At 69.4% G+C, this 22816-nt stretch carries 22 protein-coding genes; 14 read left to right on the top strand and 8 right to left on the bottom strand.

Annotation, left to right across the window (positions count from 1 at the left end; genetic code table 11):
* Nucleotides 1-7 precede the first annotated feature (7 nt).
* From ACFJIX_RS27235 to ACFJIX_RS27210, 6 genes are all read right to left on the bottom strand, one after another.
* Nucleotides 8-907, bottom strand: coding sequence for a carbohydrate ABC transporter permease (locus ACFJIX_RS27235; protein ID WP_377155793.1), 900 nt, complete (start codon nt 905-907; stop codon nt 8-10).
* A gap of 16 nt (nt 908-923) precedes the next feature.
* Nucleotides 924-1802, bottom strand: a complete 879-nt coding sequence (locus tag ACFJIX_RS27230) for a carbohydrate ABC transporter permease (RefSeq protein ID WP_067270156.1) — start codon at nt 1800-1802, stop codon at nt 924-926.
* 107 nt (nt 1803-1909) lie between these two features.
* Nucleotides 1910-3163, bottom strand: coding sequence for an ABC transporter substrate-binding protein (locus tag ACFJIX_RS27225; RefSeq protein ID WP_377162015.1), 1254 nt, complete (start codon nt 3161-3163; stop codon nt 1910-1912).
* Nucleotides 3164-3359: 196 nt separating this feature from the next.
* Nucleotides 3360-4559: a maltoporin gene (locus tag ACFJIX_RS27220; protein WP_377155790.1), complete on the bottom strand. Its 1200-nt coding sequence runs from the start codon at nt 4557-4559 to the stop codon at nt 3360-3362.
* 335 nt (nt 4560-4894) lie between these two features.
* Nucleotides 4895-6418 carry a sensor histidine kinase gene (locus tag ACFJIX_RS27215; protein WP_377155789.1) on the bottom strand — a complete coding sequence of 508 codons (1524 nt, stop codon included), beginning with the start codon at nt 6416-6418 and terminating at the stop codon, nt 4895-4897.
* Between the two features lie 26 nt (nt 6419-6444).
* Nucleotides 6445-7149 (bottom strand): response regulator transcription factor, encoded by a 705-nt coding sequence (locus ACFJIX_RS27210; protein ID WP_377155787.1) that lies wholly within the window; start codon nt 7147-7149, stop codon nt 6445-6447.
* A gap of 157 nt (nt 7150-7306) precedes the next feature.
* Between ACFJIX_RS27210 and ACFJIX_RS27205 the strand changes: the two genes are divergently transcribed.
* The 9 genes from ACFJIX_RS27205 to ACFJIX_RS27165 all read left to right on the top strand — a co-directional run bounded on the left by ACFJIX_RS27205 (nt 7307) and on the right by ACFJIX_RS27165 (nt 15602).
* Nucleotides 7307-7519: a hypothetical protein gene (locus tag ACFJIX_RS27205; protein ID WP_377155785.1), complete on the top strand. Its 213-nt coding sequence runs from the start codon at nt 7307-7309 to the stop codon at nt 7517-7519.
* A gap of 210 nt (nt 7520-7729) precedes the next feature.
* The gene (locus tag ACFJIX_RS27200) at nt 7730-8971 is read left to right on the top strand and encodes an acyl-CoA dehydrogenase family protein (protein WP_377155783.1); all 1242 of its coding nucleotides are present in this window, start codon (nt 7730-7732) and stop codon (nt 8969-8971) included.
* 14 nt (nt 8972-8985) lie between these two features.
* The gene (locus ACFJIX_RS27195; RefSeq protein ID WP_377155781.1) at nt 8986-9879 is read left to right on the top strand and encodes a methionine ABC transporter ATP-binding protein; all 894 of its coding nucleotides are present in this window, start codon (nt 8986-8988) and stop codon (nt 9877-9879) included.
* On the top strand, nt 9872-10546 hold the full coding sequence (locus ACFJIX_RS27190; RefSeq protein ID WP_377155778.1) for a methionine ABC transporter permease: 675 nt from the start codon (nt 9872-9874) through the stop codon (nt 10544-10546). The genes ACFJIX_RS27195 and ACFJIX_RS27190 overlap by 8 nt, the downstream gene beginning before the upstream one ends.
* A gap of 51 nt (nt 10547-10597) precedes the next feature.
* Nucleotides 10598-11407, top strand: coding sequence for a MetQ/NlpA family ABC transporter substrate-binding protein (locus ACFJIX_RS27185; RefSeq protein WP_377155776.1), 810 nt, complete (start codon nt 10598-10600; stop codon nt 11405-11407).
* Complete coding sequence (locus tag ACFJIX_RS27180) at nt 11404-12930, top strand: LLM class flavin-dependent oxidoreductase (RefSeq protein ID WP_377155774.1); 1527 nt, start codon at nt 11404-11406, stop codon at nt 12928-12930. Before ACFJIX_RS27185 ends, ACFJIX_RS27180 begins: the two co-directional genes overlap by 4 nt.
* Nucleotides 12927-13967: an aliphatic sulfonate ABC transporter substrate-binding protein gene (locus tag ACFJIX_RS27175; protein ID WP_377155772.1), complete on the top strand. Its 1041-nt coding sequence runs from the start codon at nt 12927-12929 to the stop codon at nt 13965-13967. The genes ACFJIX_RS27180 and ACFJIX_RS27175 overlap by 4 nt, the downstream gene beginning before the upstream one ends.
* A 10-nt stretch (nt 13968-13977) precedes the next feature.
* Complete coding sequence (locus tag ACFJIX_RS27170) at nt 13978-14880, top strand: ABC transporter permease (protein ID WP_377155770.1); 903 nt, start codon at nt 13978-13980, stop codon at nt 14878-14880.
* Complete coding sequence (locus ACFJIX_RS27165; RefSeq protein ID WP_377155768.1) at nt 14877-15602, top strand: ABC transporter ATP-binding protein; 726 nt, start codon at nt 14877-14879, stop codon at nt 15600-15602. Before ACFJIX_RS27170 ends, ACFJIX_RS27165 begins: the two co-directional genes overlap by 4 nt.
* A gap of 145 nt (nt 15603-15747) precedes the next feature.
* Here the strand turns inward: ACFJIX_RS27165 and ACFJIX_RS27160 are convergent, their stop codons facing one another.
* Both ACFJIX_RS27160 and ACFJIX_RS27155 read right to left on the bottom strand, forming a co-directional pair.
* The gene (locus tag ACFJIX_RS27160) at nt 15748-17073 is read right to left on the bottom strand and encodes an outer membrane protein transport protein (RefSeq protein WP_377155766.1); all 1326 of its coding nucleotides are present in this window, start codon (nt 17071-17073) and stop codon (nt 15748-15750) included.
* A gap of 83 nt (nt 17074-17156) precedes the next feature.
* Nucleotides 17157-18158, bottom strand: a complete 1002-nt coding sequence (locus ACFJIX_RS27155; RefSeq protein ID WP_377155765.1) for an NADP-dependent oxidoreductase — start codon at nt 18156-18158, stop codon at nt 17157-17159.
* A 203-nt stretch (nt 18159-18361) separates the two neighbouring features.
* Here ACFJIX_RS27155 and ACFJIX_RS27150 point away from each other — a divergent pair, with 203 nt between their 5' ends.
* The 5 genes from ACFJIX_RS27150 to ssuC all read left to right on the top strand — a co-directional run bounded on the left by ACFJIX_RS27150 (nt 18362) and on the right by ssuC (nt 22808).
* Nucleotides 18362-18964: a TetR/AcrR family transcriptional regulator gene (locus tag ACFJIX_RS27150; protein WP_377155763.1), complete on the top strand. Its 603-nt coding sequence runs from the start codon at nt 18362-18364 to the stop codon at nt 18962-18964.
* A gap of 91 nt (nt 18965-19055) precedes the next feature.
* Nucleotides 19056-19667, top strand: coding sequence for an NADPH-dependent FMN reductase (ssuE, locus tag ACFJIX_RS27145; RefSeq protein WP_377155762.1), 612 nt, complete (start codon nt 19056-19058; stop codon nt 19665-19667).
* A 92-nt stretch (nt 19668-19759) separates the two neighbouring features.
* Nucleotides 19760-20743 (top strand): sulfonate ABC transporter substrate-binding protein, encoded by a 984-nt coding sequence (locus ACFJIX_RS27140; RefSeq protein WP_377155761.1) that lies wholly within the window; start codon nt 19760-19762, stop codon nt 20741-20743.
* A gap of 51 nt (nt 20744-20794) precedes the next feature.
* Nucleotides 20795-21976 (top strand): FMNH2-dependent alkanesulfonate monooxygenase, encoded by a 1182-nt coding sequence (ssuD, locus tag ACFJIX_RS27135; protein ID WP_377155759.1) that lies wholly within the window; start codon nt 20795-20797, stop codon nt 21974-21976.
* Nucleotide 21977: 1 nt separating this feature from the next.
* Nucleotides 21978-22808 (top strand): aliphatic sulfonate ABC transporter permease SsuC, encoded by an 831-nt coding sequence (gene ssuC / locus ACFJIX_RS27130; RefSeq protein ID WP_377155758.1) that lies wholly within the window; start codon nt 21978-21980, stop codon nt 22806-22808.
* Nucleotides 22809-22816 lie beyond the last annotated feature (8 nt).

Here is a 22816-nt window from a genome sequence, read left to right as displayed (position 1 = left end):
TGACTCCTTAACCCTTGACGGCGCCGGCGGTGAGCCCGCGCACGAAATACTTGCCCGCGACCACGTAGACCACGAGCGTCGGCAGCGCGGCGATCAGCGCCGCGGCCATGTCCACGTTGTATTCCTTGACCGAACTGGACGTGTTGGCCAGGTTGTTCAGCCCGACCGTGATCGGCTTGCTGTCGGCCCCGGAGAACACCACCCCGTACAGGAAGTCGTTCCAGATCGAGGTGAACTGCCAGATCAGCGTCACCACCAGGATCGGCGTCGACAGCGGCACCACGATGCGCCAGAAGATCTGGAAGAACGAGGCGCCGTCCAGCGTCGCCGCCTTGATCAGCTCGTCGGGCAGGCCGGCGTAGTAGTTGCGGAAGAACAGCGTCGTGGACGGCATGCCGGCCAGGATGTGGACCAGGATCAGGCCCCACACCGAACTGGCGATGCCCAGCGTGCCCAGCACCTGGCTCATCGGCAGCAGCACGACCTGCATCGGCATGAACACGCCGAACAGCAGCAGCCCGAACAGCAGCTCGCTGCCGCGGAAACGCCATTTGGTCAGCACGTAGCCGTTGATTGCGCCCAGCGCGGTGGAGATCAGCACCGCCGGCACGACCATCAGCACCGAGTTCATGAAGAAGGGCTTCAGCCCGCCGCAGTCGGTGCCGGTGCAGGCGCTGGTCCAGGCCTTGGACCAGGCGGCCAGCGACGGCGCCATCGGCACGGACAGCAGGGTGCCGTTGCGCACCTCGTCCATGCTCTTGAGCGAGGTGCTGACCATCACGTACAGCGGCAGCAGGAAGAAGAAGGCGAAGACCAGCAGCACGGCCCACAGCAGCACGCGCTGCACGGTCAGGCTGCGGGATCCCCCCGAGGAGGGAGGACCGGAAGGGGAGGTGAGGGTACTCATGTCGCGGCGCTCGCGGTTACTGCTTCGAGCGGAGCTCGGAATAGAGGTAGGGAACGACGATGGCGGCGATCGTGGCCAGCATCACCGTGGCGCTGGCCGCGCCCAGGCCGATCTGGCCGCGCGAGAACGCCATCGTGTACATGAAGGTCGCCGGCAGGTCGGTGGCGTAGCCGGGGCCGCCCGCGGTCAGCGCCATCACCAGGTCGAAGCTCTTGATGGCGATGTGCGCCACGACCATCAGCGTCGAGAAGAACACCGGCCGCAGCGTCGGGATGATGATGCGCCAGTAGATGCGCGGCAGGGACGCGCCGTCGACCTGCGCGGCCTTGATGATGGAGTCGTCGATGCCACGCAGTCCCGCCAGGAACAGCGCCATCACGAAGCCCGCGGACTGCCACACGCCGGCGATGACGACGCAGTAGATCGCCATGTCCGGGTCGACCAGCCAGCCGAAGCTGAAGTTCTCGAAGCCCCATTGCTGCATCAGGTGCTCGATGCCCAGCCCGGGGTTGAGGATCCATTTCCACGCCGTGCCGGTCACGATGAAGGACAGCGCCATCGGGTACAGGTACACGGTGCGCAGCACGCCTTCGCCGCGGATCTTCTGGTCCAGCAGGATGGCCAGCAGCAGGCCCACGGCCATCGCGCCGCCGATGAACAGCGCGCCGAAGATGCCGAGGTTGGTCAGCGCCAGCCACCAGCGCTCGTTGTCGAACAGCGCGCGGTACTGGTCCAGGCCGACGAACTCGTAGTTCGGCAGCAGCCGCGACGCGGACAGCGACAGGTAGCCGTTCCAGGCCATCAGGCCGTAGATGAAGAGGAAGGAGACGAGGAAGGTCGGCGCGACCACCAGCTTGGGAAGCCAGGGACTGCGGGGGGCTCGGGAAGCGGACATGCGGAGGAGCGGACCTGAGGACGCGCCGCGGACGGCGCGTCGGGAGAAACGGATCGGGGGCGGTCCGGGATCGGTCCGCCCCTTCGGGGCCAGCGTTCGCTGGTGGCTTACTTCGTCTTCGCGGCGGCCGCCAGTTTGGTCTGCGCGTCCTTGGCCGTCATCTTGTCGCTGTTCCAGAACTGGCTCACGACGTCCTTCATCGCGCCTTCGGCCGCGGCGGGAACCGCCATGCCGTGCGCGATCGACGGCACCAGGGTGCCCGACTTGGCGTCGGCGGCGAAGTCCGTCGCGGACTGCTTGGCGCAGTCGTCGAACTTGTCCATCTTCATCCCGGTGCGCACGGGAATCGATCCCTTGTTCAGGTTGAACAGCTCCTGGAACTCCGGCGACATGATCGCGGTGGCCAGGTCCTGCTGGGCCTTCTCATTGGCGGCGTTCTTCAGCTTGAACAGCGCAAAGGAGTCGATGTTGAAGGTGAAGGCCTTCTGCGTGCCCGGGGCGGCGGCGCACAGCACATCCTTGCCCGGCGTCTTGCCCGCGGCGACCCATTCGCCCTTGGCCCAGTCGCCCATCAACTGCATGCCGGCCTCGCCCTTGATCACCATCGCGGTGGCCAGGTTCCAGTCGCGGCCCGACGCGTTCTTGTCGGTGTAGTCCTTGATGCGCTTGAAGGTCGTCAGCACCTTCTCCATCTGCGGACCGGTCAGCGTGGCCGGGTCCAGCTGCACCAGCGCCTTCTTGTAGAAGTCCACGCCGCCGACGCCCAGCGCCACCGATTCGAAGGTGGTGAAGTCCTGCCAGTTCTGGCCGCCGTGCGCGACGGGGATGATGCCGGCCTTCTTCAGCGCCTCGGCGGTGACGAAGAACTCGTCCCAGGTCGTGGGCAGCTTGGCGCCCGCCTTCTTCAGCGCCTCGGGGTTGACCCACAGCCAGTTCACGCGGTGCACGTTGACCGGCGCGGCGATGTAGTGGCCCTGGTACTTCATGATGTTGGCGACGACCGGCGGGATCACCTCGTCCCACTTGCCGGCCTTGGCGACGGTGTCGACGTTGGTCAGCACGCCTTCGGCCGCCCATTCCTGCAGCGACGGGCCCTTGATCTGCGCCGCGGCCGGGGCGTTGCCCGACACCACGCGGGACTTCAGCACCGTCATGGCGGAATCGCCGCCGCCGCCGGCCACCGCGAAGTCCTTCCACGTGTGGCCCTGCTTCTGCAGGGTGGCCTTCAGCGCAGTGGCGGCCTTGGCCTCGCCGCCGCTGGTCCACCAGTGCAGGACTTCGACCTCGCCGGCCTGCGCCGCGCCGGCGGCCATCAGCGCGCACAGCGCGGCGGCCTGGGACAGTTGCTTGAGCTTCATCATCGGGGGGGTCTCCATGTCGTCTGGAATTGGGTTTCGAATCACGGTTCGCATCGCGTTTCGTGTCGCGTCCGGCATCACCTTCCGGGCATCGCATCCGGCTCGCGCCGGGCGGTGAGTGGGTGCGATGTTGTCATGGGATGTCGGATGAGGCGGGGCGCGTCGCGCCCCTCAGTCGTCGTCCGATCGGAACCGGGCGTCAGAACCAGACTTCGACTTGCGCACCGAAGCTGGTGCCCGAGGTCTCGCCGTCGTAGCCGGCCACGCCGGTCACGTTGCCGGCCGCCTTGTTCCACTTGGCGTGGGTGACATAGAGGCGGAACTCGGGTCGGTCCATCAGCGCCGGGCCGGTGGACAGCGTGGGGGCGAAGGTCACCTTGGTCAGGCGGGCGCGCTGGCCGCCGTCGGGCTTGTACTGCGAGACGCCGGCTTCGGTGAGCAGCTTGAAGTTGCGGGTGACGCCGTAGGACAGGCGACCGCCGACCGACGTGGACACCGTGGCCTTGCCGGCGTTGTCCTTTTCGTTGGCCCACAGCAGCATGCCCATGCCGCCCCAGGCGCCTTGCTGGAAGTTCACCGATTCGACGACGCGGAACTTCTTGGCCGCGGACGTGTCGGTCTGGTTGCCGAAGTTGGAGTTCAGGCCGGTGGAGCCCTGCGCGTACTGCACCCACAGCACGTTGTTGAAGTCCGAGCCGAACAGCTTGGCCTGGACATGCTTGGCGGTCAGGCCCCAGCCGTTGGTGCCGCCGGCGAACTGCGACTTGGTGGCGGTGCCGAAGAAGGCCAGCGTGCCGTCGGTGTTGGAGTTGATGTCGACGTACTCGACGTTGCCGCGGTGGGCCGGACGCTGGTTGTTGTCCTTGTCGTTGGTGTAGTACGCGACGCCGAGCTTGCCCGGGCCGACGTTCAGGCCCTTGAAGCCGGCGCCGATGCCGGCCATCTCGGTGAAGTAGGTGTCGACGATGTGCACGTCGCCGCGGCGGCCGCGTTCCTTGCCGGCCCAGACGGTGGCTTCCGGCGCGAAGTCGAAGCCCTTGGCCTCGGCGTACATCTGCGCCAGGCGCAGGTGCTTGGCGTCGTCCGCGTCCGAATGCGGATTGAAGTAGTCCGTCATCAGCACGACCTTGTAGTCGATGCCGTCCTTCTTGAAGCCCTGGGCGAGCTGGAACTCGCCGTAGATGTCGCACTCGTTGCCGAGGCGGTACTTCATGCCGCTGGTGCCGCCGTTGAGGGCGTAGCAGGCGCGGCTGGCGCCGCCGTCCGTGGTGCCGCCGGGGCCGGCGCGGAAGTAGCCGGTGTAGTCCAGGGCATGGGCGGAACCGGCGGCCATCAGCAGGCCGGCGGCGGTCGACAGGGTCGACAGCGTGGTGGTGCGCAAGCGCGAGGTGCGTGTCATGTTCAGTCTCCGGTTGTCTCCGAGCAACGGTGCTCCGGGCGTGCCGCCGTTAATCGGACGTTTATCTTTCTTGCATGCGGGCTGAACTTTAATAATTCATTAATGAATCTATATTGGTGCTTACCACTAGCGTTGTGGTGCACGAAAGGCGGGGAGTTCGGGCGCGTGGCGGCAATGTCGGGCGCCTGGCGTGTGATCGGCGCAGTCTTGGTGCGCGCGGGGCGGCGCCGAGCGCGCAGGTCCGGGGAAGCGATCGCGGTGGCAAGTCCTGCGAGGAAGGACGTGTGATGACCGGCCGGGGCCAGGTCGTGCCTGCGCCAGGGCGGGCGGGGGGCTCAGGCGGCGAGCGGCAGGCTCATCGAGACGCGCAGGCCGCGCGGCCGGGCGGTCGACAGGACGATGCGGCCGCCGTGGCGCTCGACGATCTCCTTGACGATCGCCAGGCCGAGTCCGCAGCCGTTGCCCTCATGGGTGGCGCGGAAGAAGCGCTCGAAGACCTGCTCCCGCAGGTCCTCGGGGATGCCGGGGCCGTTGTCGGTCACGACCAGCTCCGCGCGGTCGGCGTCGCCGTGCACCTGCACGGTGACCCGGGCGCCGCGGCCGGCGTAACGCAGCGCGTTGTCGACGAGGTTGACCAGCGCCTCGCGCAGCAGCAGCGGGATGCCGGTGACCTCGACGGGGCGGTCCTCCTGCCCCTGTTCGCGCCCCTCTTTCTGCGCTTGCTCTTCGCGGGAGAGGCCGGGGACGGTGAGCGGCTCCTCGAGCTGCGAGGCGGAGGCGCAGTCCGGATCGCTGTCCGGACCGTCGTAGCCCAGGTCCACGTTCTGCTGGAGCGCGCGCGGCACGAGTTCGGCGGTGACCTCGCGGGCCAGCCGGCCGAGGTCGAAGCGCACCGGCGTCTGCCGCGTCAGCGACTCCGGCTCGGTGCGCGCCAGCGCCAGCAGCTGGTTGACGAGGTGGGCGCTGCGCGTGGCGCTCTCATGCACGCGGGCGAGACGCACCGTCAGCGGACCGGGGGGCGCTTCGGCCAGCGCGAGTTCGCTCTGGCTCTTGAGCCCCGCCAGCGGCGTGCGCAACTGGTGGGCGGCGTCGCTGATGAAGCGGCGCTGGCCCTGGACGTTGTGGCGGACGGCCTCGAGCAGGTCGTTGATCGCCTGCGCGAGCGAGCGCAGTTCCTGCGGCGCGGCGTCGAGCTCGATGGGGCGCAGGTCGTTGGGCTTGCGGCCCTCGACCAGGCGGCGCAGCCGCGCGATCGGGGCGAGCCCGGCGCCGACGCCGGCCCACACGATCATGCTCATCAGCACGATGAGGATGGACAGCGGCAGCATCGTGTCGATCAGCAGCCGGCGCGCGAGCAGCTCGCGGTTGGCGCTGGAGCGGGCCACCTGCACCAGCATCGTCTGCTGGGCCTTGGGGTTCTCGCCGAACTGCAGGTAGAGCGCGGCGACCCGCACCGGCGAGGCGGTGCGCGACTCCTGCGCGTCGATCTCCCCGTCGTAGAACTGCGCCTGGCCCAGCGGCGCGCTGGCCGGCACCGCGGGCGGGCTGGGCAGGTTGCGGTTGCCGAGGATGAACTTGCCCGGCGGTGAACTGACCGTGTAGAGCAGCTTGTCGCTGGGGTCGGCCTCGAGCACGTCCTGCGCCGCGCGCGGGAAGTCGATCAGCAGTCCGTTGCCCATGGGCTTGACCTGACGCGCGAGCGAGCGCGTGGCCTGCAGCAGCGTGGCGTCGACGGCCTCGTTGGCATAGCGGCCCGCGAGGCGGTAGCTGAACACCGCGCCCGCGAGCCACAGCACGACCTGCGGCAGCAGCAGCCACAGCAGGAGCTGGCGCTTGAGCGAGAAGCGGGACGGCGCCATGGGGAGGGCGTGGAGGGCGCGCGCCCTCAGGCGCGTTCCAGCTCCAGCAGATAGCCCAGGCCGCGCACGGTGCGGATGGCCACCTGCGAGCCTTCGAGCTTGCGGCGCAGGCGGTGGATGTAGACCTCGACGGCGTTGGTCGCCGCGCCGCTATCCACGGGGCTGGCGGCGCCGGCGGCGGTCCCGTTGCGGTCGCCCGACCAGGCCTGGTTGATCTGCTCCTTCGTGATCACGCGGCCCTGGTGCGTGAGCAGCAGGTCGAGCAGGTCGAACTCGCGCGGGCTGAGCTCCAGCATCTCGCCGCGCACCTGCGCGCTGCGGGTCTCGCGCTGCATGCTGAGCTGGCCCAGCTCGGTGCTCGCCTTCAGCGCGCGGCTGCGACGCAGCAGGGCGCGGAGACGCGCCTCCAGCTCGGGGAAGTCGAAGGGCTTGGTCAGGTAGTCGTCGGCGCCGGCGTTCAGGCCGGCGACGCGGTCCTCCAGGCTGTCCAGCGCGGTCAGGATCAGCACCGGCAGCGACGCATCCGTCTGGCGCAGCTGTCTGAGCACCTCGATGCCGCCCACCATCGGCAGGCCCAGGTCCAGCACCACCACGTCGAATTGCTGCTTGGCGAGCAGGTACTGCGCGACCGCTCCGTTGGGCGCGTGCTCCACGGTGAAGCCGCTGGCGCGCATCTGTTCGCACAGGGCGTCGGCCAGGATCGCGTCGTCTTCGGCGAGCAGCAGGTTCATGAATGGAAGATTAACAGCCCGGCCTCTTGCACTGGACTCGGGGCAAGCCCGAGGCGTAGATTCGGGGTTGCGTGCCCCGCTGTAGGGCAGTGGCTGACAGGCGGTGACGGCGATGCCGTCTCGCGCAAGGCCCGGTCGATTCGGAATACTCCCCGACATGCAAGCCAGCGACCTCAAACAGACGCTCTGGCGCGTCGTCTACGTCAGAAGCGCCAACCTGCAGAGCAACGGCGATGCGGCGGGACCGTGGCATCCCGACAAGCGACACGTCGAACAATGCGCGCAGGCGATGCGCGCGATGCTCTCGCAGGACGTCGGCATCCAGAGCAACGCGCAGGCGGCGAAGAACGAATCGACCTGGTCGAGTTGAATCGACGTCAGCCGAACTCGGCCGAACTCGGCCGATCTCCGCTGACCTCGGCCGACCTCGGCCGACCCCGCCCCGGGGTCGCGTGGCACGGTACGGGTGCGGTACCGGCCACCGCATAAGCACAGACGAATTTCTCGCTTCGGTCCGCGCGGCCGGACAGGAACACTCGGCGTCATCGCGCATTGCCGCCCCCCGAGTGTCTCCCCGCCAATGACCGCTCCCGTGCTGCGGCGTCTCGACGACGCCTCCCCGACTTCCTCCACCACCCCTGCCGCATCCCCGCTGGCCCAGCTCCTGGGGTCAGGACTTGACCACGTCGTGGAGCAGCTGGCCGCCACGGCCGTGCAGCGCGACCGCGAGGGCGGTCACGCCGCCGAGCAGCGCGAGCTGATCCGCGCCAGCGGCCTGCTCGCGCTGACGATTCCCGAGGCCCATGGCGGCCTGGGCGGCGGCATCCCCGAGTTCTTCGACGCCGTGCGGCGGCTCGCCCGCGTCGACAGCGCGCTGGCCCATGTGCTGGCCTTCCACCATCTGCAGCTCTACGGCGTGTCGCTGTATGGGGGCCCGGCCGCGACGGCGCACGGCGCGCGCCATCTGCGCGAGACCGCCGAGCAGCGCCTGTTCTGGGGCAATGCGCTCAATCCCGCCGACACGCGCTTGACGGCGGCGCGCGACGGCGCCGGATGGCGCCTGGACGGGGTGAAGAGCTTCTGCTCCGGCGCGCTGGGCTCGGACCGGCTGACGGTCTCGGCGACGACGGGCGAGGGCGGCTTCCTCATCGGCATCGTGCCGACGCGGCGCGAGGGTGTGCGCGTCGAGCAGGACTGGGACGCCTTCGGCCAGCGCCAGACGGACAGCGGCACGGTGCGCTTCGACGCGGTGCGGCTGGACGACGACGAACTGCTGCAGGTGCCGGGCCAGAGCCCGACCCCGCGCGCGACGCTGCGCTCGCAGATCGCTCAGCTGATCATGACCCACCTGTACCTGGGCATCGGCGAGGGCGCCTTCGACGAGGCGCGCCGCTACACGGCGACGCGTGGCCGGGCCTGGTCGGCCTCGGGCGTGTCGCGCGCGGTCGACGATCCGCTGGTGCAGCACCGCTACGGCGACCTGTGGCTGAAGGTGAGGGCGGCGCAGGCCGTGTCCGCCGAGGCCGTCGAACGCCTGCGCCGCGCGCTCGATCGCGGCGAGGCCCTGACCGCGCAGGAACGCGGCGAGGTCGCGGTCGCCGGCGCCGAGGCCAAGGTGCTCGCGCACCGCGCCGGCGTCGAGGTCGGCAGCCAGCTGTTCGAGCTGACCGGCGCGCGCAGCACGTCGGCCGAGTTCGGCCTGGACCGGTTCTGGCGCAACGCGCGGGTGCACACGCTGCACGACCCGGTCGACTACAAGCTGCGCGACCTGGGCCGCTTCTTCCTCGACGGCCGGATCCCCGATCCGACGGCGTATTCCTGATCGAGGAGTTCCCGATGAGCGACCAGAAGAGCACCCCAAAGAGCATCCCCAAGAGCGCCCCAAAGAACGACCCGCTGATCCGCCTCGACGGCGTGTCGAAGTCCTTCGCGTTGCCCGACGGGCGGCGTTTCGAGGCCGTGCGCGACGTGAGCCTGTCCGTGCGTCCCGGCGAGATCCTCGGCCTGATCGGCAAGAGCGGCGCGGGCAAGTCCACGCTGCTGCGGCTGATCAACCTGCTGGAGCGTCCCGACGCGGGCCGGGTGCATGTCGCCGGCCGCGAGCTGACCGCGCTGAAGCCGGCCGAGTTGCGCCGCGAGCGGCAGCGGCTCGGGATGATCTTCCAGCAGTTCAACCTGCTGCAGAACGCGACCGCGGCGGAGAACGTCGCCTTCCCGCTGCGGCTGCACGCCGGCCGCTCGCGCCACGAGATCGCCGATCGCGTCGCCGAGTGCCTGGCGCTGGTCGGGCTGACCGACAAGGCCGACCAGTACCCGGCGCAGCTCAGCGGCGGGCAGAAGCAGCGCGTCGCGATCGCGCGGGCGCTGGCGCCGCAACCCGACGTGCTGCTGTGCGACGAGCCGACCTCCGCGCTGGATGCCGAGACCACGCGCGAGCTGCTCGCCACGCTGGCCGACATCAACGAGCGGCTGGGCGTCACGATCGTGATCGTCACGCATGAACTCGAGGTCGTGCAGGCGCTGTGCCGACGCGCCGCGGTCATCGCGGAGGGCCAGCTGGTCGAGCAGTTCGATGTCGTCGACGCGACGCGCGTGGCGACCTCGCCGTTGGGACTGGAGCTCGCGCGGCTGCAGCGGCAGGCGGCGAACCTTGCCGCGCTGGACGCCTCGGCGCTGGCGACCTCCGAAGTGATCGCGTCGATCGGACGCCGGGAGGTCCGCCATGCTTGAGAACCTCATCGGGCTGCTGCCCGAGATCTGGACCGCGCTCGGCCAGACGGGCCTGATGCTCGCCATCGGTCTCGGCGCGGCCGTGCTGTTCGGCGGCCCGCTGGGCGTGCTGCTGTTCCTGCTGAGCCCGGGCCAGTCGCTGTCGGGCCATCGCGGCGCGGGCCTGCTGCATCGCCTGATCAACGCGGTGGTGAACACCGTGCGCAGCTTCCCCTTCATCATCCTGCTGGTCGCGCTGGTGCCGATCACGCGCGTGATCGCGGGCACCTCGATCGGTCCGCTGGCCGCCGCGGTGCCGCTGTCCTTCGCCGCGATCCCGTACTTCGCGCGTCTCGTCGAGCAATGCCTGCGCGAGGTGCCGCGCGGCGTCATCGAGGCCGCGCACGCGATGGGCGCCTCCGAGACGCAGATCGTCCTGCGCGTGCTGGTGCGCGAGGCGCGCGCCGGCCTGGTGGGCGCGCTGACGGTGCTGGCGATCAGCTTCCTGTCGTACTCGGCGGTGGCCGGGGTCGTCGGCGGCGGCGGCATCGGCGACCTCGCGATCCGCTACGGCTACTACCGCTTCCAGACCGACGTCATGGTGCTGACGGTCGCGATCCTCGTCGTGCTCGTGCAGCTGATCCAGTTCACCGGTCAGCGCGTGGCGCGACGGCTCGACAAGCGCTGAGCACGGCACTCCTTTCCTCTTCATCCCTTCCGGACCTCCAAGGACTTCCCGATGACTCTTGCCCGCCGCACCCTGCTGGCCCTCGCGCTCACCGCCGCCGCGCTTTCCTCGCCCGTGGTCCACGCGCAGGACAAGAAGGAGATCACCATCGGCGCGACCGCCGGCTCCAACATCGAGGTGCTGCGCCAGGGCATCAAGCCGCTGCTGGAGAAGCGCGGCTACACGGTCAAGCTGGTCGAGTTCAACGACTACGTGCAGCCCAACATCGCGCTGGCGCAGGGCGCGCTGGACGCCAACTTCTTCCAGCACATCACCTACCTCAACCGCTTCCGCGAGGATCGCGGGCTGGACATCGTGGAGGTGGTGCAGGGGCCGATGGCGCCGTTCGGGATCTACTCGAAGAAGCGCAAGAGCCTGGCCGACGTGAAGTCCGGCGACCGCATCACGCTGGCCAACGATCCCGCCAACCTGGCGCACGGCCTGGCGCTGCTGGCCGACCAGAAGCTGCTGACGCTCAAGCCCGGCGCCGATCCGATCCGCGTGACGGAGAAGGACATCGCCAGCAACCCGCTGAACCTGAAGCTGCAGCCCATCGAGGCGGCGCAGATCCCGCGCACGCTCGACGACGCGGAGTACGCGATCGTCAACGGCAACTTCGCGATCTCCAGCGGCCTGAAGCTCACCGACGCGCTGCTGCTGGAGAAGACGCCCGACCACTACATGCTGGTGCTGGCGGTGAAGGGCAAGGACAAGCAGCAGCCGTGGACGAAGGCGCTGGCCGATGCCTTCCGCGCGCCGGAGTTCAAGGCGGTGCTGGTGCAGAAGTTCCCCGGCTACGCGCGGCCGGCGTTCCTGCGATGAGCGCCAGCGGGTTGAAGCCGATCCGTTTCAACGCTTTCGCGATGAACACGGTGGGGCACCAGTCGCCGGGGCTGTGGACGCATCCGCGCGACGAGTCGCATCGCTACACCGACCCGGACTACTGGATCGAGCTGGCGCGGCTGCTGGAGCGCGGCGGTTTCGACAGCGTGTTCCTGGCCGACGTGCTGGGCGTCTACGACGTGCACGGCGGCTCGCCCGACGCGGCCTTGCGCCATGCGGTGCAGGTGCCGCTCAATGATCCGCTGGCGCTGGTGCCGCTGATGGCGTCGGTGACGAAGCACCTCGGCTTCGGCGTGACGGTGGCGCTGACCTATGAGCCGCCGTACAGCTTCGCGCGGCGCATGTCGACGCTCGATCACCTGACGCGGGGTCGCATCGGCTGGAACATCGTCACCGGCTACCTCGACAGCGCGGCGCGCAACCTCGGCCACACCGGGCAACGCGCGCACGACGAGCGCTACGACCTGGCCGACGAGTACCTCGACGTCGTCTACAAGCTGTGGGAACTGAGCTGGGAGGACGGCGCGGTCCAGCGCGACAAGGCGGGGCGTGTCTTCACGGACCCGACGAAGGTCCACGCGATCCACCATCGCGGCGAGCACTACCGCGTGCCCGGCGTGCATCTCTGCGAGCCGTCGCCGCAGCGCACGCCGGTGCTGTTCCAGGCCGGCACGTCGAGCCGCGGCCGCGCCTTCGCCGGCCGGCATGCGGAGTGCGTCTTCGTGAGCGGTCCCAGCACGTCCGTGGTGAAGGGCTATGTGAACGGCCTGCGCGATGCGGTCGCCGAGTCGGGCCGCGCGCGCGACGACGTGCTGATCTACGGTCAGGCGCTGATCGTCACCGCGCCGACGAGTGCCGCGGCCCACGCCAAGCACGAGGACTTGAAGTCCCACGTCGACATCGAGGCCGCACTGGCCTTGCTGTCGGGCTGGACCGGCGTCGACTTCAGCCGCTATCCGCTGGACGCCACGATCGACTACCTCGACACGCAGGCGGGGCGCACGGCGCTGGCCTCGTTCAGCAGCGCGGATCCGACGCGTCGCTGGACGGTGGGCGAGGCGGCCGCGTTCATCGGCCTGGGCGGTCGAGGGCCGGTCTTCGTCGGCGATCCATCGGAGATCGCGGACCAGTTGATCGCCTGGCAGGACGCCACGGGGCTCGACGGTTTCAACCTGGCTTTCGCGCTGGCGCACGAGACCTTCCGCGATGTCGTGGACCTCGTGGTGCCTGAACTCCGCCGCCGCGGTCACTATCGGCCCGAAGCGGGCGAGGGCGAGGGCGCGGACGTCGACGCCACGCCGAAGACCTTGCGTGCGCGGCTGTTCGGTGAAGGCGACGGGCTCAAGCCGACGCACGCGGGGCGTCGTGTCCGCCTCGGCGAACCGGGCACCGACGCAGCCGCCGAACCGACCGAACCCGCGCCCCCTGCCTCAGCGACCGCCGACGGTCGCGGCCCCACGCTGACTTCCCTGGACATTCCCCTGACGGAGCCCGTCGCATGACCCGCAAGATCGATTCCAAGAACGACAAGAACGACAAGAACGACAACAGCCATCCGACGCGTCGCGACGCCCTGGTGCTGGGCGCGGGCCTTGCGGCCGGACTGGCCGCCGGCCCGCTGCGGGCGCAAGGCACGGCGGCACCGAAGGAGCTCAAGCTCGACTACGCCTACTACTCGCCGACCAGCCTGGTGCTGCGGCGCTTCGGCTGGCTGGAGGAGGACCTGGCCAAGGATGGCACCTCGGTCCGCTGGGTGCTGAGCGCCGGCAGCAATCGCGCGCTGGAGTACCTCAACGCCGGCAGCATCGACATCGGCTCCACGGCCGGCCTGGCCGCGCTGCTGGCGCGCGCGAACGGCAATCCGATCCGCGCGCCCTACATCTTCTCGCGGCCGGAATGGACGGCGCTGGTCGTGCGTCCGGACTCGGGCATCCGCTCGCTCGCGGACCTGAAGGGCAAGAAGATCGCCGCGACCAAGGGCACCGATCCCTATCTCTTCCTGCTGCGCGCGCTGCACACCGTGGGCCTGAAGCGCGGCGACATCGAGCATGTCGCGCTCCAGCATGCCGACGGACGCGCGGCGCTGGAGCAGGGCCGCGTCGATGCGTGGGCCGGTCTCGATCCGCTGATGGCGGCGAGCGAGCTCGATGCCGGATCGAAGCTGCTGTACCGCAACGTCGGCTTCAACACCTACGGCTTCCTCAACGTGCGGGAGGAGTTCCTGAACCGCCACCCGCAGACGGTCAAGCGCGTGATCGCGGCCTACGAGCGGGCGCGTGCGTGGACGCTGGCCAACCCGTCGGACGCCGCGAAGATCCTGTCCGAAGAGGCCAAGGTCAGCCTGCCGGTGGCCCTGCTGCAGGTGAAGCTGCGCAGCGACTTCTCGCATCCGCAGCCGTCGGACGAGCATGTGAAGGCGCTGCAGGCGGCGGCGCCGATCCTGAACGCGGAGCAGCTGGTGAAGCCGGGCGTGGACCTGAACCGCACGATCGCGGAGCTGGTCGACACGCGCTTCGCCAACGGCCTGATCAAGGCGTGAGTCCGGAGCGATGAGCGCCGACCCCGACCTCATCGCGCGCGCCGTCTCGTCGCTCGGGCCGGTCTTGCCGGAGCAGGCGTCGGCTCGATCGCGATCAACGCAGACACAGACGAAGACGCAGACGCAGACGCAGACGCGGGTCGCGTGGCGATGGCCGACGTGGCTCCTCGGCGCGCTGCCGCCCGTGGCCGTCCTCGCCCTTGCGGAGGCGGCGGTGCGGCTCGGCTGGATCGCGCCCAACCTGCTGCCGGCGCCGAGCGATGTGGCCGCGGCGCTGGCGCAGATGCTGCGCGACGGCCAACTGACGCAACACGTTCTCGCGAGCACCTTGCGCGTGGCGGGTGGCTTCGCGCTCGGCGCGGTGCTGGCGGTGCTGTTCGGCGCGCTGGTCGGCCTCTCGGGCCTGGCCGCAGCCGTGCTGACGCCGAGCTTCCAGGCGCTGCGCGCCATTCCCTCGCTCGCCTGGGTGCCGCTGCTGCTGCTCTGGCTGGGCATCGACGAGGCGTCCAAGATCGCGCTGATCGCGATCGGGGCCTTCTTCCCCGTCTACATGGGCGTGTCCTCGGGCTTCCGCGACGTGGACCGCAAGCTGGTGGAGGTTGCGCGCCTGCGCGGACTCGGCCGCGTGGCGCTCGCGCGCCGCGTGCTGCTGCCCGCCGCGCTGCCGGCGCTGCTCACGGGTCTGCGCAACGGACTGAGCCTGGCGTGGATGTTCATGGTGGCTGCGGAACTGATCGCCGCGAGCCGTGGCCTGGGCTACCTGCTGACCGACGGCCGCGAGACCGGCCGCGCGGACCTGGTGATGGCGGCGATCGTGCTGTTGGCGCTGCTGGGCAAACTGACCGACAGCCTGATGGCCGCGGTGGAACAACGTGCGCTGCACTGGCGCGACAGCTTCGGAGGCCACGCATGAGCCTGTTGACCGTGTCCGTGCGCGCCAAGCGCTTCGCCCGCGACCTGCCCATCCTGCAGGACGTCCATTTCGACCTGAACGCGGGCGAGGTCCTCGGCCTCGTCGGCGCGAGCGGCTGCGGCAAGAGCACGCTGCTGCGCATCGCCGCCGGGCTGGATCCGGACTTCGACGGGGAAGTGCGCCTCGACGGTCGCGCGCGTCGCGGACCGGACCGCGACATCGGCGTCGTGTTCCAGGAACCGCGGCTGTTCCCGTGGCTGACGGTGGCCGAGAACGTCGGCTTCGACCTGGGCCAGGGCCACGATGAAGCGTGGGTGAACACGCTGCTGCGCGAGGTCGGCCTGGGCGAGCTCGGCGAGGCGCTGCCGCGTCAACTGTCCGGCGGCCAGGCGCAACGCGCCGCGATCGCGCGGGCGCTCTACACGCGGCCGCGCGTGCTGCTGCTCGACGAGCCGTTCTCCGCGCTGGACGCCTTCACGCGGATGCGGCTGCAGGACCTCGTGCGCGAGGTCGCGGCAAGACATGGCACCAGCCTGATCCTGGTCACGCACGACGTGGAGGAAGCGGTGCTGCTGGCCGACCGCGTGCTGGTGCTCGGCGCCGGGCCGGGCCGCATCGTGCGGCGCATCGAGGTGCCGCTGCTGCATCCGCGCGGGCGCGGGAGCGCGGCGGTGGCGGACCTGCGGGGCGAGGTGCTGAGGGAGCTGGAGCGCCTGTCGTAAAAAACGCCCCGGACGTTGCCGTCCGAGGCGAATGGGTCGTGTGCAAAGCCATGCACGACAACCCCTGGAACCGTGCGATTCGCTGCGGCGCGAACCGACGCAGGCCGGCGCGAATCGGCGCAAACCGGCGCGGATGTCGACGCGCCTAGAAGCTGTATTGCGCCGACACCGCCAGGATGTCGCTGCCCACCTTGTACGAGCCCTGCAGGGTGCTCGCGGAGGGCGAGGTCAGGTTGACGCTGGTGTCCTTGATGAACAGATGCGTGTACCCCAGGCTGTAGGCCAGCTGCTTGCTGGCCCGCCACGTCGCGCCGAGCGACAGCCATCGGCGACTGACGTCGGGAACGCGGACATCGCGCACCGCATCGGTGACCGGCGTCTGGTCGTAGGCGAAGCCGCCGCGGAAGGTCCAGGCGTCGTTCATCCGGTACTCCGCGCCCACCGAGTAGAACGACGAATCCCGATAGCCGAAGTCCAGCGTCTGGCTGGGCAGGTTGGACGCGAAGTCCAGGACCACCTGGTCGAACTTGTGCCACGCGGTGCGCGAGTAGTCGGCCATCACCGTCCATTGCGGATTCAGCCGCTGGCTGACGCTGAGCGTCCACGACGCCGGCATCGTCAACTCGGTGTCCACCGTGGTGTTCACGAAGGTGTTGGGGGCCGCCACCGACAGCACCGCGTTCGCCGCGGCGGGAATCGAGAAGCGCGCGTCCACGCCCTTGGCCTTGTGCTTGACCTCGGAGCGGTAGGCCAGGCCCACCGTCGTCCCGTCGACGGGACGCAGCAGCGCGCCCAGCGTGTAGCCGACCTTGGTGTTGTCGCCTTCGACGTCCAGGTACCCGTCCGCGCTCGTCGGCAGGAATCCCGGCACGCGCGCGGCCGCCAGCTGCGCGCCGAAGTCGACGGCATTGCGCAGCTTGACGTCCAGGCGCTCCGCAAACACGGAGGCGCCCAGCGACAGGACGTCATTGACCTGGTAGGCACCCGACACGCCGGCGTCGATCACCTTCAGCGAGGTCTTGACGCCCTGGTAGCGCCCGACCCATCCGTCGTCGTACTCGGTCTTGAATCCGAACGGTGCCGTCACGGAGAAACCCAGATGGATCCGGTCGGTCACCGGCGCATGGAAGTAGAGTGAGGGAATGACCGCGGTCTGTCCCGCATCGCCGCCATTGCCGCCCGCCAGGGGGCGGCCCAGGGCGTCACGACCCGAGCCGTCGAACTTGGCCGAATAGGCCACGACCGCACCGTCCGCCTGGACGAGTCGCCCATCGAGCAGGGTCATCGCGGCGGGGTTGTTGGCGATCACGGAGGCATCCCCGCCTTCGCTGATGGACCCCGCGAAGGCGCGTCCCTGACCGGCGGCGCTCTGCTCCTTGAGCTTGAAGGCCGCGGCGTGAGCCAGGCCGGCGCAGGCCAAGCCGGCGACGAGCACGAGCAGGGAGGGGCGATGGACCGGGATCAATGTCATTCTTTTGTCTCCTGTGGTTGGGCCTCTGAGCCCGTCGATGGCGCCGCCGCGTCCTTTGGCGGAGGCGTGTGGGGGGTCGGGATCTACTTGACCTTGATGACGACCTTGCCCTTGGCACGGCCGGCCTTGACGTAGGCCAGGGCGTCGTTGGTCGACTCGAAGGGGAAGACCCGGTCGATCACCGGCCGGATGACGCCGGCCTCGATGAGGCGGGTGATCTCGCGCAACTGCGCACCATCGGCCCGCATGAAGAGGAACGAGTAGCCGGTGCCTTGGCGGCGCGACTTGCGACGGATGCCCGCACTCAGCAGGCGCACGATCAGTCGCACGAAGCCGGGCGCTCCGATCCCCTGGGCGAACTCGGGGTCCGGCGGGCCGGAGATGGAGATGAGCTTGCCGCCGCGCTGCAGCACGCCCAGCGACTTCTGAAGCGTCGTGCCATCCTGGCTGTTGAGCACCACGTCGTAGTCGCGCAGGACGCCGTCGAAGTCCTGCTTCCTGTAGTCGATGACGACGTCGGCGCCGAGTCCCTTCACGAGCGCGACATTGGTCGTGCCCGTCGTCGTGGCGACCGTCGCGCCGAGGTGCTTGGCCAGCTGGATGGCGAAGGTGCCGACGCCCCCGGATCCGGCCTGGATGAAGACCTTCTGGCCGCGTTGCAGGTCGGCCTTCTCGACCAGGGCCTGCCAGGCGGTCAGGCCGACCAGCGGGATCGAGGCGGCTTCTTCCATCGTGAGGTTCGCGGGCTTGAGCGCCAGCGACGACTCCTTCACCGGCACGAAGTGGGCGAAGGTGCCGATCCGGAAATCGTCCACCCGCGCGTAGACCTCGTCCCCCGGCTTGAACAGGCGCACCCGCGAGCCCACCCGGACCACCACGCCGGCCACGTCGTGTCCCAGCACGAGCGGCAGGCGGTAGGGCAGGATCAGCTTGAACTCGCCATCCCTGAGCTTGGAATCCAGCAGGTTCACGCCAGCGGCATGGACCTCGACAAGCACCTCGTCATCCCGGGGTTCCGGCGTCGGCATCTCCACCGGCTGGAGCGTGCTCTGCTTGCCGTAGCGTTCCAGGACAAATGCTTTCATCGTCGTCTTCATGACTGGGGGTGGACCGGGAAGGCCTGTTGAATCGGTGGACATGGCGTCTTTCGTCTGGACTACGTCCACCGACGGCGCCGCAGGATCGATGGCAATGATTATGTTTGTAATCCAAAAAGTCAAGACTTTGATGATGATCAGCATCTATGTATAGTGACGCCCGTGGATCTCTCCACGCGCATGGACGACAGATGAAGGTCAGCAAGGCACAGGCGCAGGCCAATCGCGAGCACGTCGTGCAGACGGCGTCCACGGTGTTCCGTGAGCGCGGCTATGACGGCGTGGGCGTCGTCGATCTGATGGCCGCGGCCGGCTTCACGCACGGCGGCTTCTACAAGCAGTTCGAATCCAAGGCCGAACTGATGGCGGAGTCGGCGGCCTGCGGCATCGCGCAGACGGTGGCCCTGGCGGCCGGCGTGACGGTCTCGGACTTCGCCCGGTTCTATCTCTCGCGCGAACATCGCGACGCGCGGGGCGAGGGGTGCTCGATGGCGGCGCTCGGCGGCGATGCGGCGCGTCAATCGGACGCCGTGCGCGCCACGTTTGCGAACGGCATCGAGAGTCTGTTGGCGGCACTGAACCTCGAGGGGACCGTGCTGGAGCACGCGAGCGCCGACGAGGCGCGAGCCAAGTCGCTGGACCTCTTCGCGCGGGCAGTCGGCGCGATGGTGATGTCGCGCGCCTGTCCGGACGACTCGCCGCTGGCGGACGAGATCCTGGTCGCCTGCCGCAACGAGGCCCTGGCGTCGCTCACGCCGGCCGTGAAGCCGTCGGCACCCGTGCGCAAGCGATAGCCGCAAAGCGCCTAAGCATCGACGATCTCCTTCGTTCGGCGAGGGCGGGGCGGTTCGCAGAATGAGGCGGTTCCTGCTTCCTCCCCCCGCCATGACCGCCTCCGCCACCGCCTCGACCGCCGATCTTCCGGGCTCGCCCGTCCTGCTCATCGCCGCGAGCCCCAGCGTGAAATCGCGCTCCGGCGCGCTGCTCGGCGCCGCCGCGGAGCGGCTGCATCACCACGGACTCGCGACCCGCACGCTGCGTCTGCGCGATCTGCCGGCGCAGCCGCTGCTGCACGCCGACTTCGACGACGCCGAGATCCGCGCCGCGCTGGCCGCGGTCGCCGAGGCGCGCGTCGTCGTGCTCGCGACGCCCATCTACAAGGCCGCGTACAGCGGGCTGCTGAAGGTCTTCCTCGACCTGCTGCCGCAGGACGGCCTCGCGGGCAAGAGCGTGTGGACGCTGGCCACCGGCGGCAGCATGGCGCATCTGCTGGCGCTGGACTACGGCCTGCTGCCCGTCCTGTCCGCGCTCGGCGCGCGCTCGCATGTCGACGGCGTCTACGCCTGCGACGCGCAGATCGCCAAGGACGCCGTCGGCGACTACCGCATCAACGACGACATCGCCCGCCGCCTGCTCGTCGGTGCGTCGCAGGTGCTGGACCGCGTGCCGACGCCGCAGGCCGTCGAGCCGGTCTCGCGTCCCGCGCTGGTGCTCTGAGCACCCCTGAACGCTTCGCGCGCGCTCCGCGAGCCTGACGCCTCCGATTCCTCCCGATTCCTCCCGACTCTTCACTCTCCAGGACCACCACCATGACGTTCTTCTTCGACCGCCGCGGGGCCCTCGCGTTTGCCGCCGCGCTGACCACCTCGCTCAGCCTGTTCGCCGGTGTCGCCAGCGCGCAGACGGCGGCCAAGCCGACGGAGGTCCGCATCGGCTTCCAGAAGTACGGCACGCTCACCGTGCTGAAGGCCAAGGGCGACCTGGAGAAGCGCCTGAGCGCGCAGGGCATCGCCGTGAAGTGGACCGAGTTCCCCGCCGGCCCGCAGCTGCTGGAGGGGCTGAACGTCGGTTCCATCGACTTCGGCACCGTCGGCGAGGCGCCGCCGATCTTCGCGCAGGCCGCCGGCGCGGACCTGGTCTACGTCGCCAATCAACCGCCCGCGCCGACCGCCGAAGCGCTGATCGTGCCGAAGGACTCGGCGATCAGGACGCTCGCCGACCTCAAGGGCAAGAAGGTCGTGCTGAACAAGGGCTCCAACGTCCACTACCTGCTGGTCAAGCTGCTGGAGAAGCAGGGCCTGAAGTACACCGACATCACCGTCGTCTATCTGCCGCCGGCCGATGCGCGCGCTGCGTTCGAGCGCGGTGCGGTCGATGCCTGGGTGATCTGGGATCCGTTCCTGGCCGCGGCGGAACGTCAGCTCGGCGCGCGCGTGGTGGCCGACGGCAAGGGCGTCGTCGCGAACCATCAGTTCTACCTGGCCGAGCGCGGCTACGCGGAGAAGTACCCGCAAGTCGTCCAGGCCATCATCGAGGAACTTGCCAAACTCGACCGCTGGTCCGAGAACAACAGCGCCGCCGTGGCCGCGCTGCTCGCGCCGCAGATCGGGCTCGACCTTGCGACGACCGAGGTCGCCGCCGCGCGCTTCGCCTACGGCATCCAGCCGATCACGCCGGCCATCGCCGCCGAGCAGCAGAAGATCGCCGACGCGTTCCATGCGCTGAAGCTGATCCCCAGGCCGATCCGCATCGCCGACGCGCTGCCGAAGTCGATCACCACGGCCGCCAAGTAAGCGCCGCAAGCCCACCGCCGCGACGTCGGTTCCTCACACGAGCTTCCCCCCATGAAGATCCTCTGGTTCATTCCCACCCACGGCGATTCACGCTACCTCGGCACCTCCAAGGGCGCGCGCGTCGCGGACTTCGACTACTACCGCCAGATCGCCATCGCCGCCGACAGTCTTGGCTACGAGGGCGTGCTGCTGCCCACCGGCCGCAGCTGCGAGGACAGCTGGATCGTCGCGGCCAGTCTCATCGACGCGACGCGGCGGCTGAAGTTCCTGGTCGCGCTGCGGCCGGGGCTGGTGCAGCCGGTGCAGTCGGCGCGCATGGCGGCCACGCTCGACCGCCTGTCCGGCGGCCGGCTGCTGGTCAACCTGGTCACCGGCGGAGATCCCGATGAACTCGCGGGCGACGGCCTGTTCCTGCCGCACGAGGAGCGCTACGCGCTCTCGACCGAATTCCTGACCGTCTGGCGCGACGTGCTGCGCGCCAGCCACGAGGGCGAGGCCATCGACTTCGACGGCGAACAGCTGCGCGTCAAGGGCGGCAAGCTGCTGTACCCGCCGATCAACAAGCCCTATCCGCCGGTGTTCTTCGGTGGATCGTCGGGACCGGCGATCGACCTCGCGGCCGACCAGGTCGACACCTACCTGACCTGGGGCGAGCCGCCGAAGGCCGTCGCCGAGAAGATCAACGAGGTGCGCGCGGCTGCTGAAGCCAAGGGCCGCAAGCTCGAGTACGGCATCCGCCTGCACGTCATCGTGCGCGAGACCGAGGAAGAGGCCTGGGCCGCCGCCGGCGATCTGGTCAAGCATCTGGACGAGGACGTCATCGCTGCAGCGCAAGCCAAGTTCGCATCGATGGACTCGGTCGGCCAGCGTCGCATGGCGGAACTGCACGGCGGTCGCTTCGACAAGAACGACATTCGCGCGGGCCTGGAGATTTCGCCCAACCTGTGGGCCGGCGTGGGCCTGGTGCGCGGCGGCGCGGGCACGGCGCTGGTCGGCAATCCGCAGCAGGTGGCCGATCGCATCCAGGAGTACGCGGCGCTGGGTCTCGAGTACTTCGTGCTCAGCGGATATCCGCATCTGGAAGAGGCCTACCGCTTCGCCGAGCTGGTCTTCCCGCTGCTGCCGCTGGACGTGCGCGAGAAGCTCAGCGCACCGAAACTGACCGGCCCCTTCGGCGAGATCGTCGCCAACAACTTCGTGCCCGGTCCGGCCAAGCTGGCCGCGGCGAGCTGAGATGAGCACCGTCGCTATCAAGGCCCAGGCCCAGGCCAGTTCCCAGGCGACACCGGGCCGCGGCATCGTCGCCTTCAAGGGCCTCGTGCCCTGGATCGTGCCGCTGACGGTGCTGGCGCTGTGGCAGCTGAGCGCGCAGGCGGGCTGGCTGTCGACGCGGGTGCTGCCGGCGCCGTCCTCGGTGGCCAAGGCCGCTTGGGAGCTGGCGCTCTCAGGCGAGCTGTGGCGGCACCTGGCCGTCAGCACCGGGCGCGCCTTCATCGGCTTCACGATCGGCGGCGGACTCGGGCTGCTGCTGGGCCTGCTGACCGGATCGCAGCGCTGGGCGGAGACGGCGCTGGACACGACGCTGCAGATGCTGCGCAACATCCCGCCGCTGGCGCTGATCCCGCTGGTGATCCTGTGGTTCGGGATCGACGAGACGGCCAAGCTGTTCCTGGTCGCGCTGGGCGTGTTCTTCCCGGTCTACCTGAACACCTTCCACGGCATCCGCGGCGTGGACCGCGACCTGATCGAGATGGCGCGCTCGTACGGGCTGAGCGGCTGGTCGCTGTACCGGCAGGTGATCCTGCCCGGCGCGATCGCGTCGATCCTGGTGGGGCTGCGCTTCTCGCTCGGCCTGATGTGGGTGCTGCTGATCGTGGCCGAGACCATCTCGGCGCAGAGCGGCATCGGCTACATGACGATGAACGCGCGCGAGTTCCTGCAGACGGACGTGGTGCTGGTCGGCATCCTGATCTACGCGCTGCTGGGCAAGCTGGCCGACGTCGCGGCGCAGGCGCTGGAGCGCGCGTGGCTGCGCTGGCATCCGGGCTATCAGGTCCGAGGCTGAAACAGGAT

This window comes from Roseateles sp. UC29_93 (assembly GCF_042695725.1).
In the GTDB taxonomy this organism is placed as follows: Bacteria; Pseudomonadota; Gammaproteobacteria; order Burkholderiales; family Burkholderiaceae_C; genus Roseateles; species Roseateles noduli_A.
Note: the sequence above shows the minus strand (reverse complement) of the source record. Positions and strands in the feature narration are given on the sequence as shown.

What these genes read in the sequence shown, in the direction of transcription:
- ACFJIX_RS27235 (WP_377155793.1), bottom strand. Translation starts at nt 907, where the DNA reads ATGAGTACCCTCACCTCCCCTTCCGGTCCTCCCTCCTCGGGGGGATCC.
- ACFJIX_RS27230 (WP_067270156.1), bottom strand. Translation starts at nt 1,802, where the DNA reads ATGTCCGCTTCCCGAGCCCCCCGCAGTCCCTGGCTTCCCAAGCTGGTG.
- ACFJIX_RS27225 (WP_377162015.1), bottom strand. Translation starts at nt 3,163, where the DNA reads ATGATGAAGCTCAAGCAACTGTCCCAGGCCGCCGCGCTGTGCGCGCTG.
- ACFJIX_RS27220 (WP_377155790.1), bottom strand. Translation starts at nt 4,559, where the DNA reads ATGACACGCACCTCGCGCTTGCGCACCACCACGCTGTCGACCCTGTCG.
- ACFJIX_RS27215 (WP_377155789.1), bottom strand. Translation starts at nt 6,418, where the DNA reads ATGGCGCCGTCCCGCTTCTCGCTCAAGCGCCAGCTCCTGCTGTGGCTG.
- ACFJIX_RS27210 (WP_377155787.1), bottom strand. Translation starts at nt 7,149, where the DNA reads ATGAACCTGCTGCTCGCCGAAGACGACGCGATCCTGGCCGACGCCCTG.
- ACFJIX_RS27205 (WP_377155785.1), top strand. Translation starts at nt 7,307, where the DNA reads ATGCAAGCCAGCGACCTCAAACAGACGCTCTGGCGCGTCGTCTACGTC.
- ACFJIX_RS27200 (WP_377155783.1), top strand. Translation starts at nt 7,730, where the DNA reads ATGACCGCTCCCGTGCTGCGGCGTCTCGACGACGCCTCCCCGACTTCC.
- ACFJIX_RS27195 (WP_377155781.1), top strand. Translation starts at nt 8,986, where the DNA reads ATGAGCGACCAGAAGAGCACCCCAAAGAGCATCCCCAAGAGCGCCCCA.
- ACFJIX_RS27190 (WP_377155778.1), top strand. Translation starts at nt 9,872, where the DNA reads ATGCTTGAGAACCTCATCGGGCTGCTGCCCGAGATCTGGACCGCGCTC.
- ACFJIX_RS27185 (WP_377155776.1), top strand. Translation starts at nt 10,598, where the DNA reads ATGACTCTTGCCCGCCGCACCCTGCTGGCCCTCGCGCTCACCGCCGCC.
- ACFJIX_RS27180 (WP_377155774.1), top strand. Translation starts at nt 11,404, where the DNA reads ATGAGCGCCAGCGGGTTGAAGCCGATCCGTTTCAACGCTTTCGCGATG.
- ACFJIX_RS27175 (WP_377155772.1), top strand. Translation starts at nt 12,927, where the DNA reads ATGACCCGCAAGATCGATTCCAAGAACGACAAGAACGACAAGAACGAC.
- ACFJIX_RS27170 (WP_377155770.1), top strand. Translation starts at nt 13,978, where the DNA reads ATGAGCGCCGACCCCGACCTCATCGCGCGCGCCGTCTCGTCGCTCGGG.
- ACFJIX_RS27165 (WP_377155768.1), top strand. Translation starts at nt 14,877, where the DNA reads ATGAGCCTGTTGACCGTGTCCGTGCGCGCCAAGCGCTTCGCCCGCGAC.
- ACFJIX_RS27160 (WP_377155766.1), bottom strand. Translation starts at nt 17,073, where the DNA reads ATGACATTGATCCCGGTCCATCGCCCCTCCCTGCTCGTGCTCGTCGCC.
- ACFJIX_RS27155 (WP_377155765.1), bottom strand. Translation starts at nt 18,158, where the DNA reads ATGAAAGCATTTGTCCTGGAACGCTACGGCAAGCAGAGCACGCTCCAG.
- ACFJIX_RS27150 (WP_377155763.1), top strand. Translation starts at nt 18,362, where the DNA reads ATGAAGGTCAGCAAGGCACAGGCGCAGGCCAATCGCGAGCACGTCGTG.
- ssuE (WP_377155762.1), top strand. Translation starts at nt 19,056, where the DNA reads ATGACCGCCTCCGCCACCGCCTCGACCGCCGATCTTCCGGGCTCGCCC.
- ACFJIX_RS27140 (WP_377155761.1), top strand. Translation starts at nt 19,760, where the DNA reads ATGACGTTCTTCTTCGACCGCCGCGGGGCCCTCGCGTTTGCCGCCGCG.
- ssuD (WP_377155759.1), top strand. Translation starts at nt 20,795, where the DNA reads ATGAAGATCCTCTGGTTCATTCCCACCCACGGCGATTCACGCTACCTC.
- ssuC (WP_377155758.1), top strand. Translation starts at nt 21,978, where the DNA reads ATGAGCACCGTCGCTATCAAGGCCCAGGCCCAGGCCAGTTCCCAGGCG.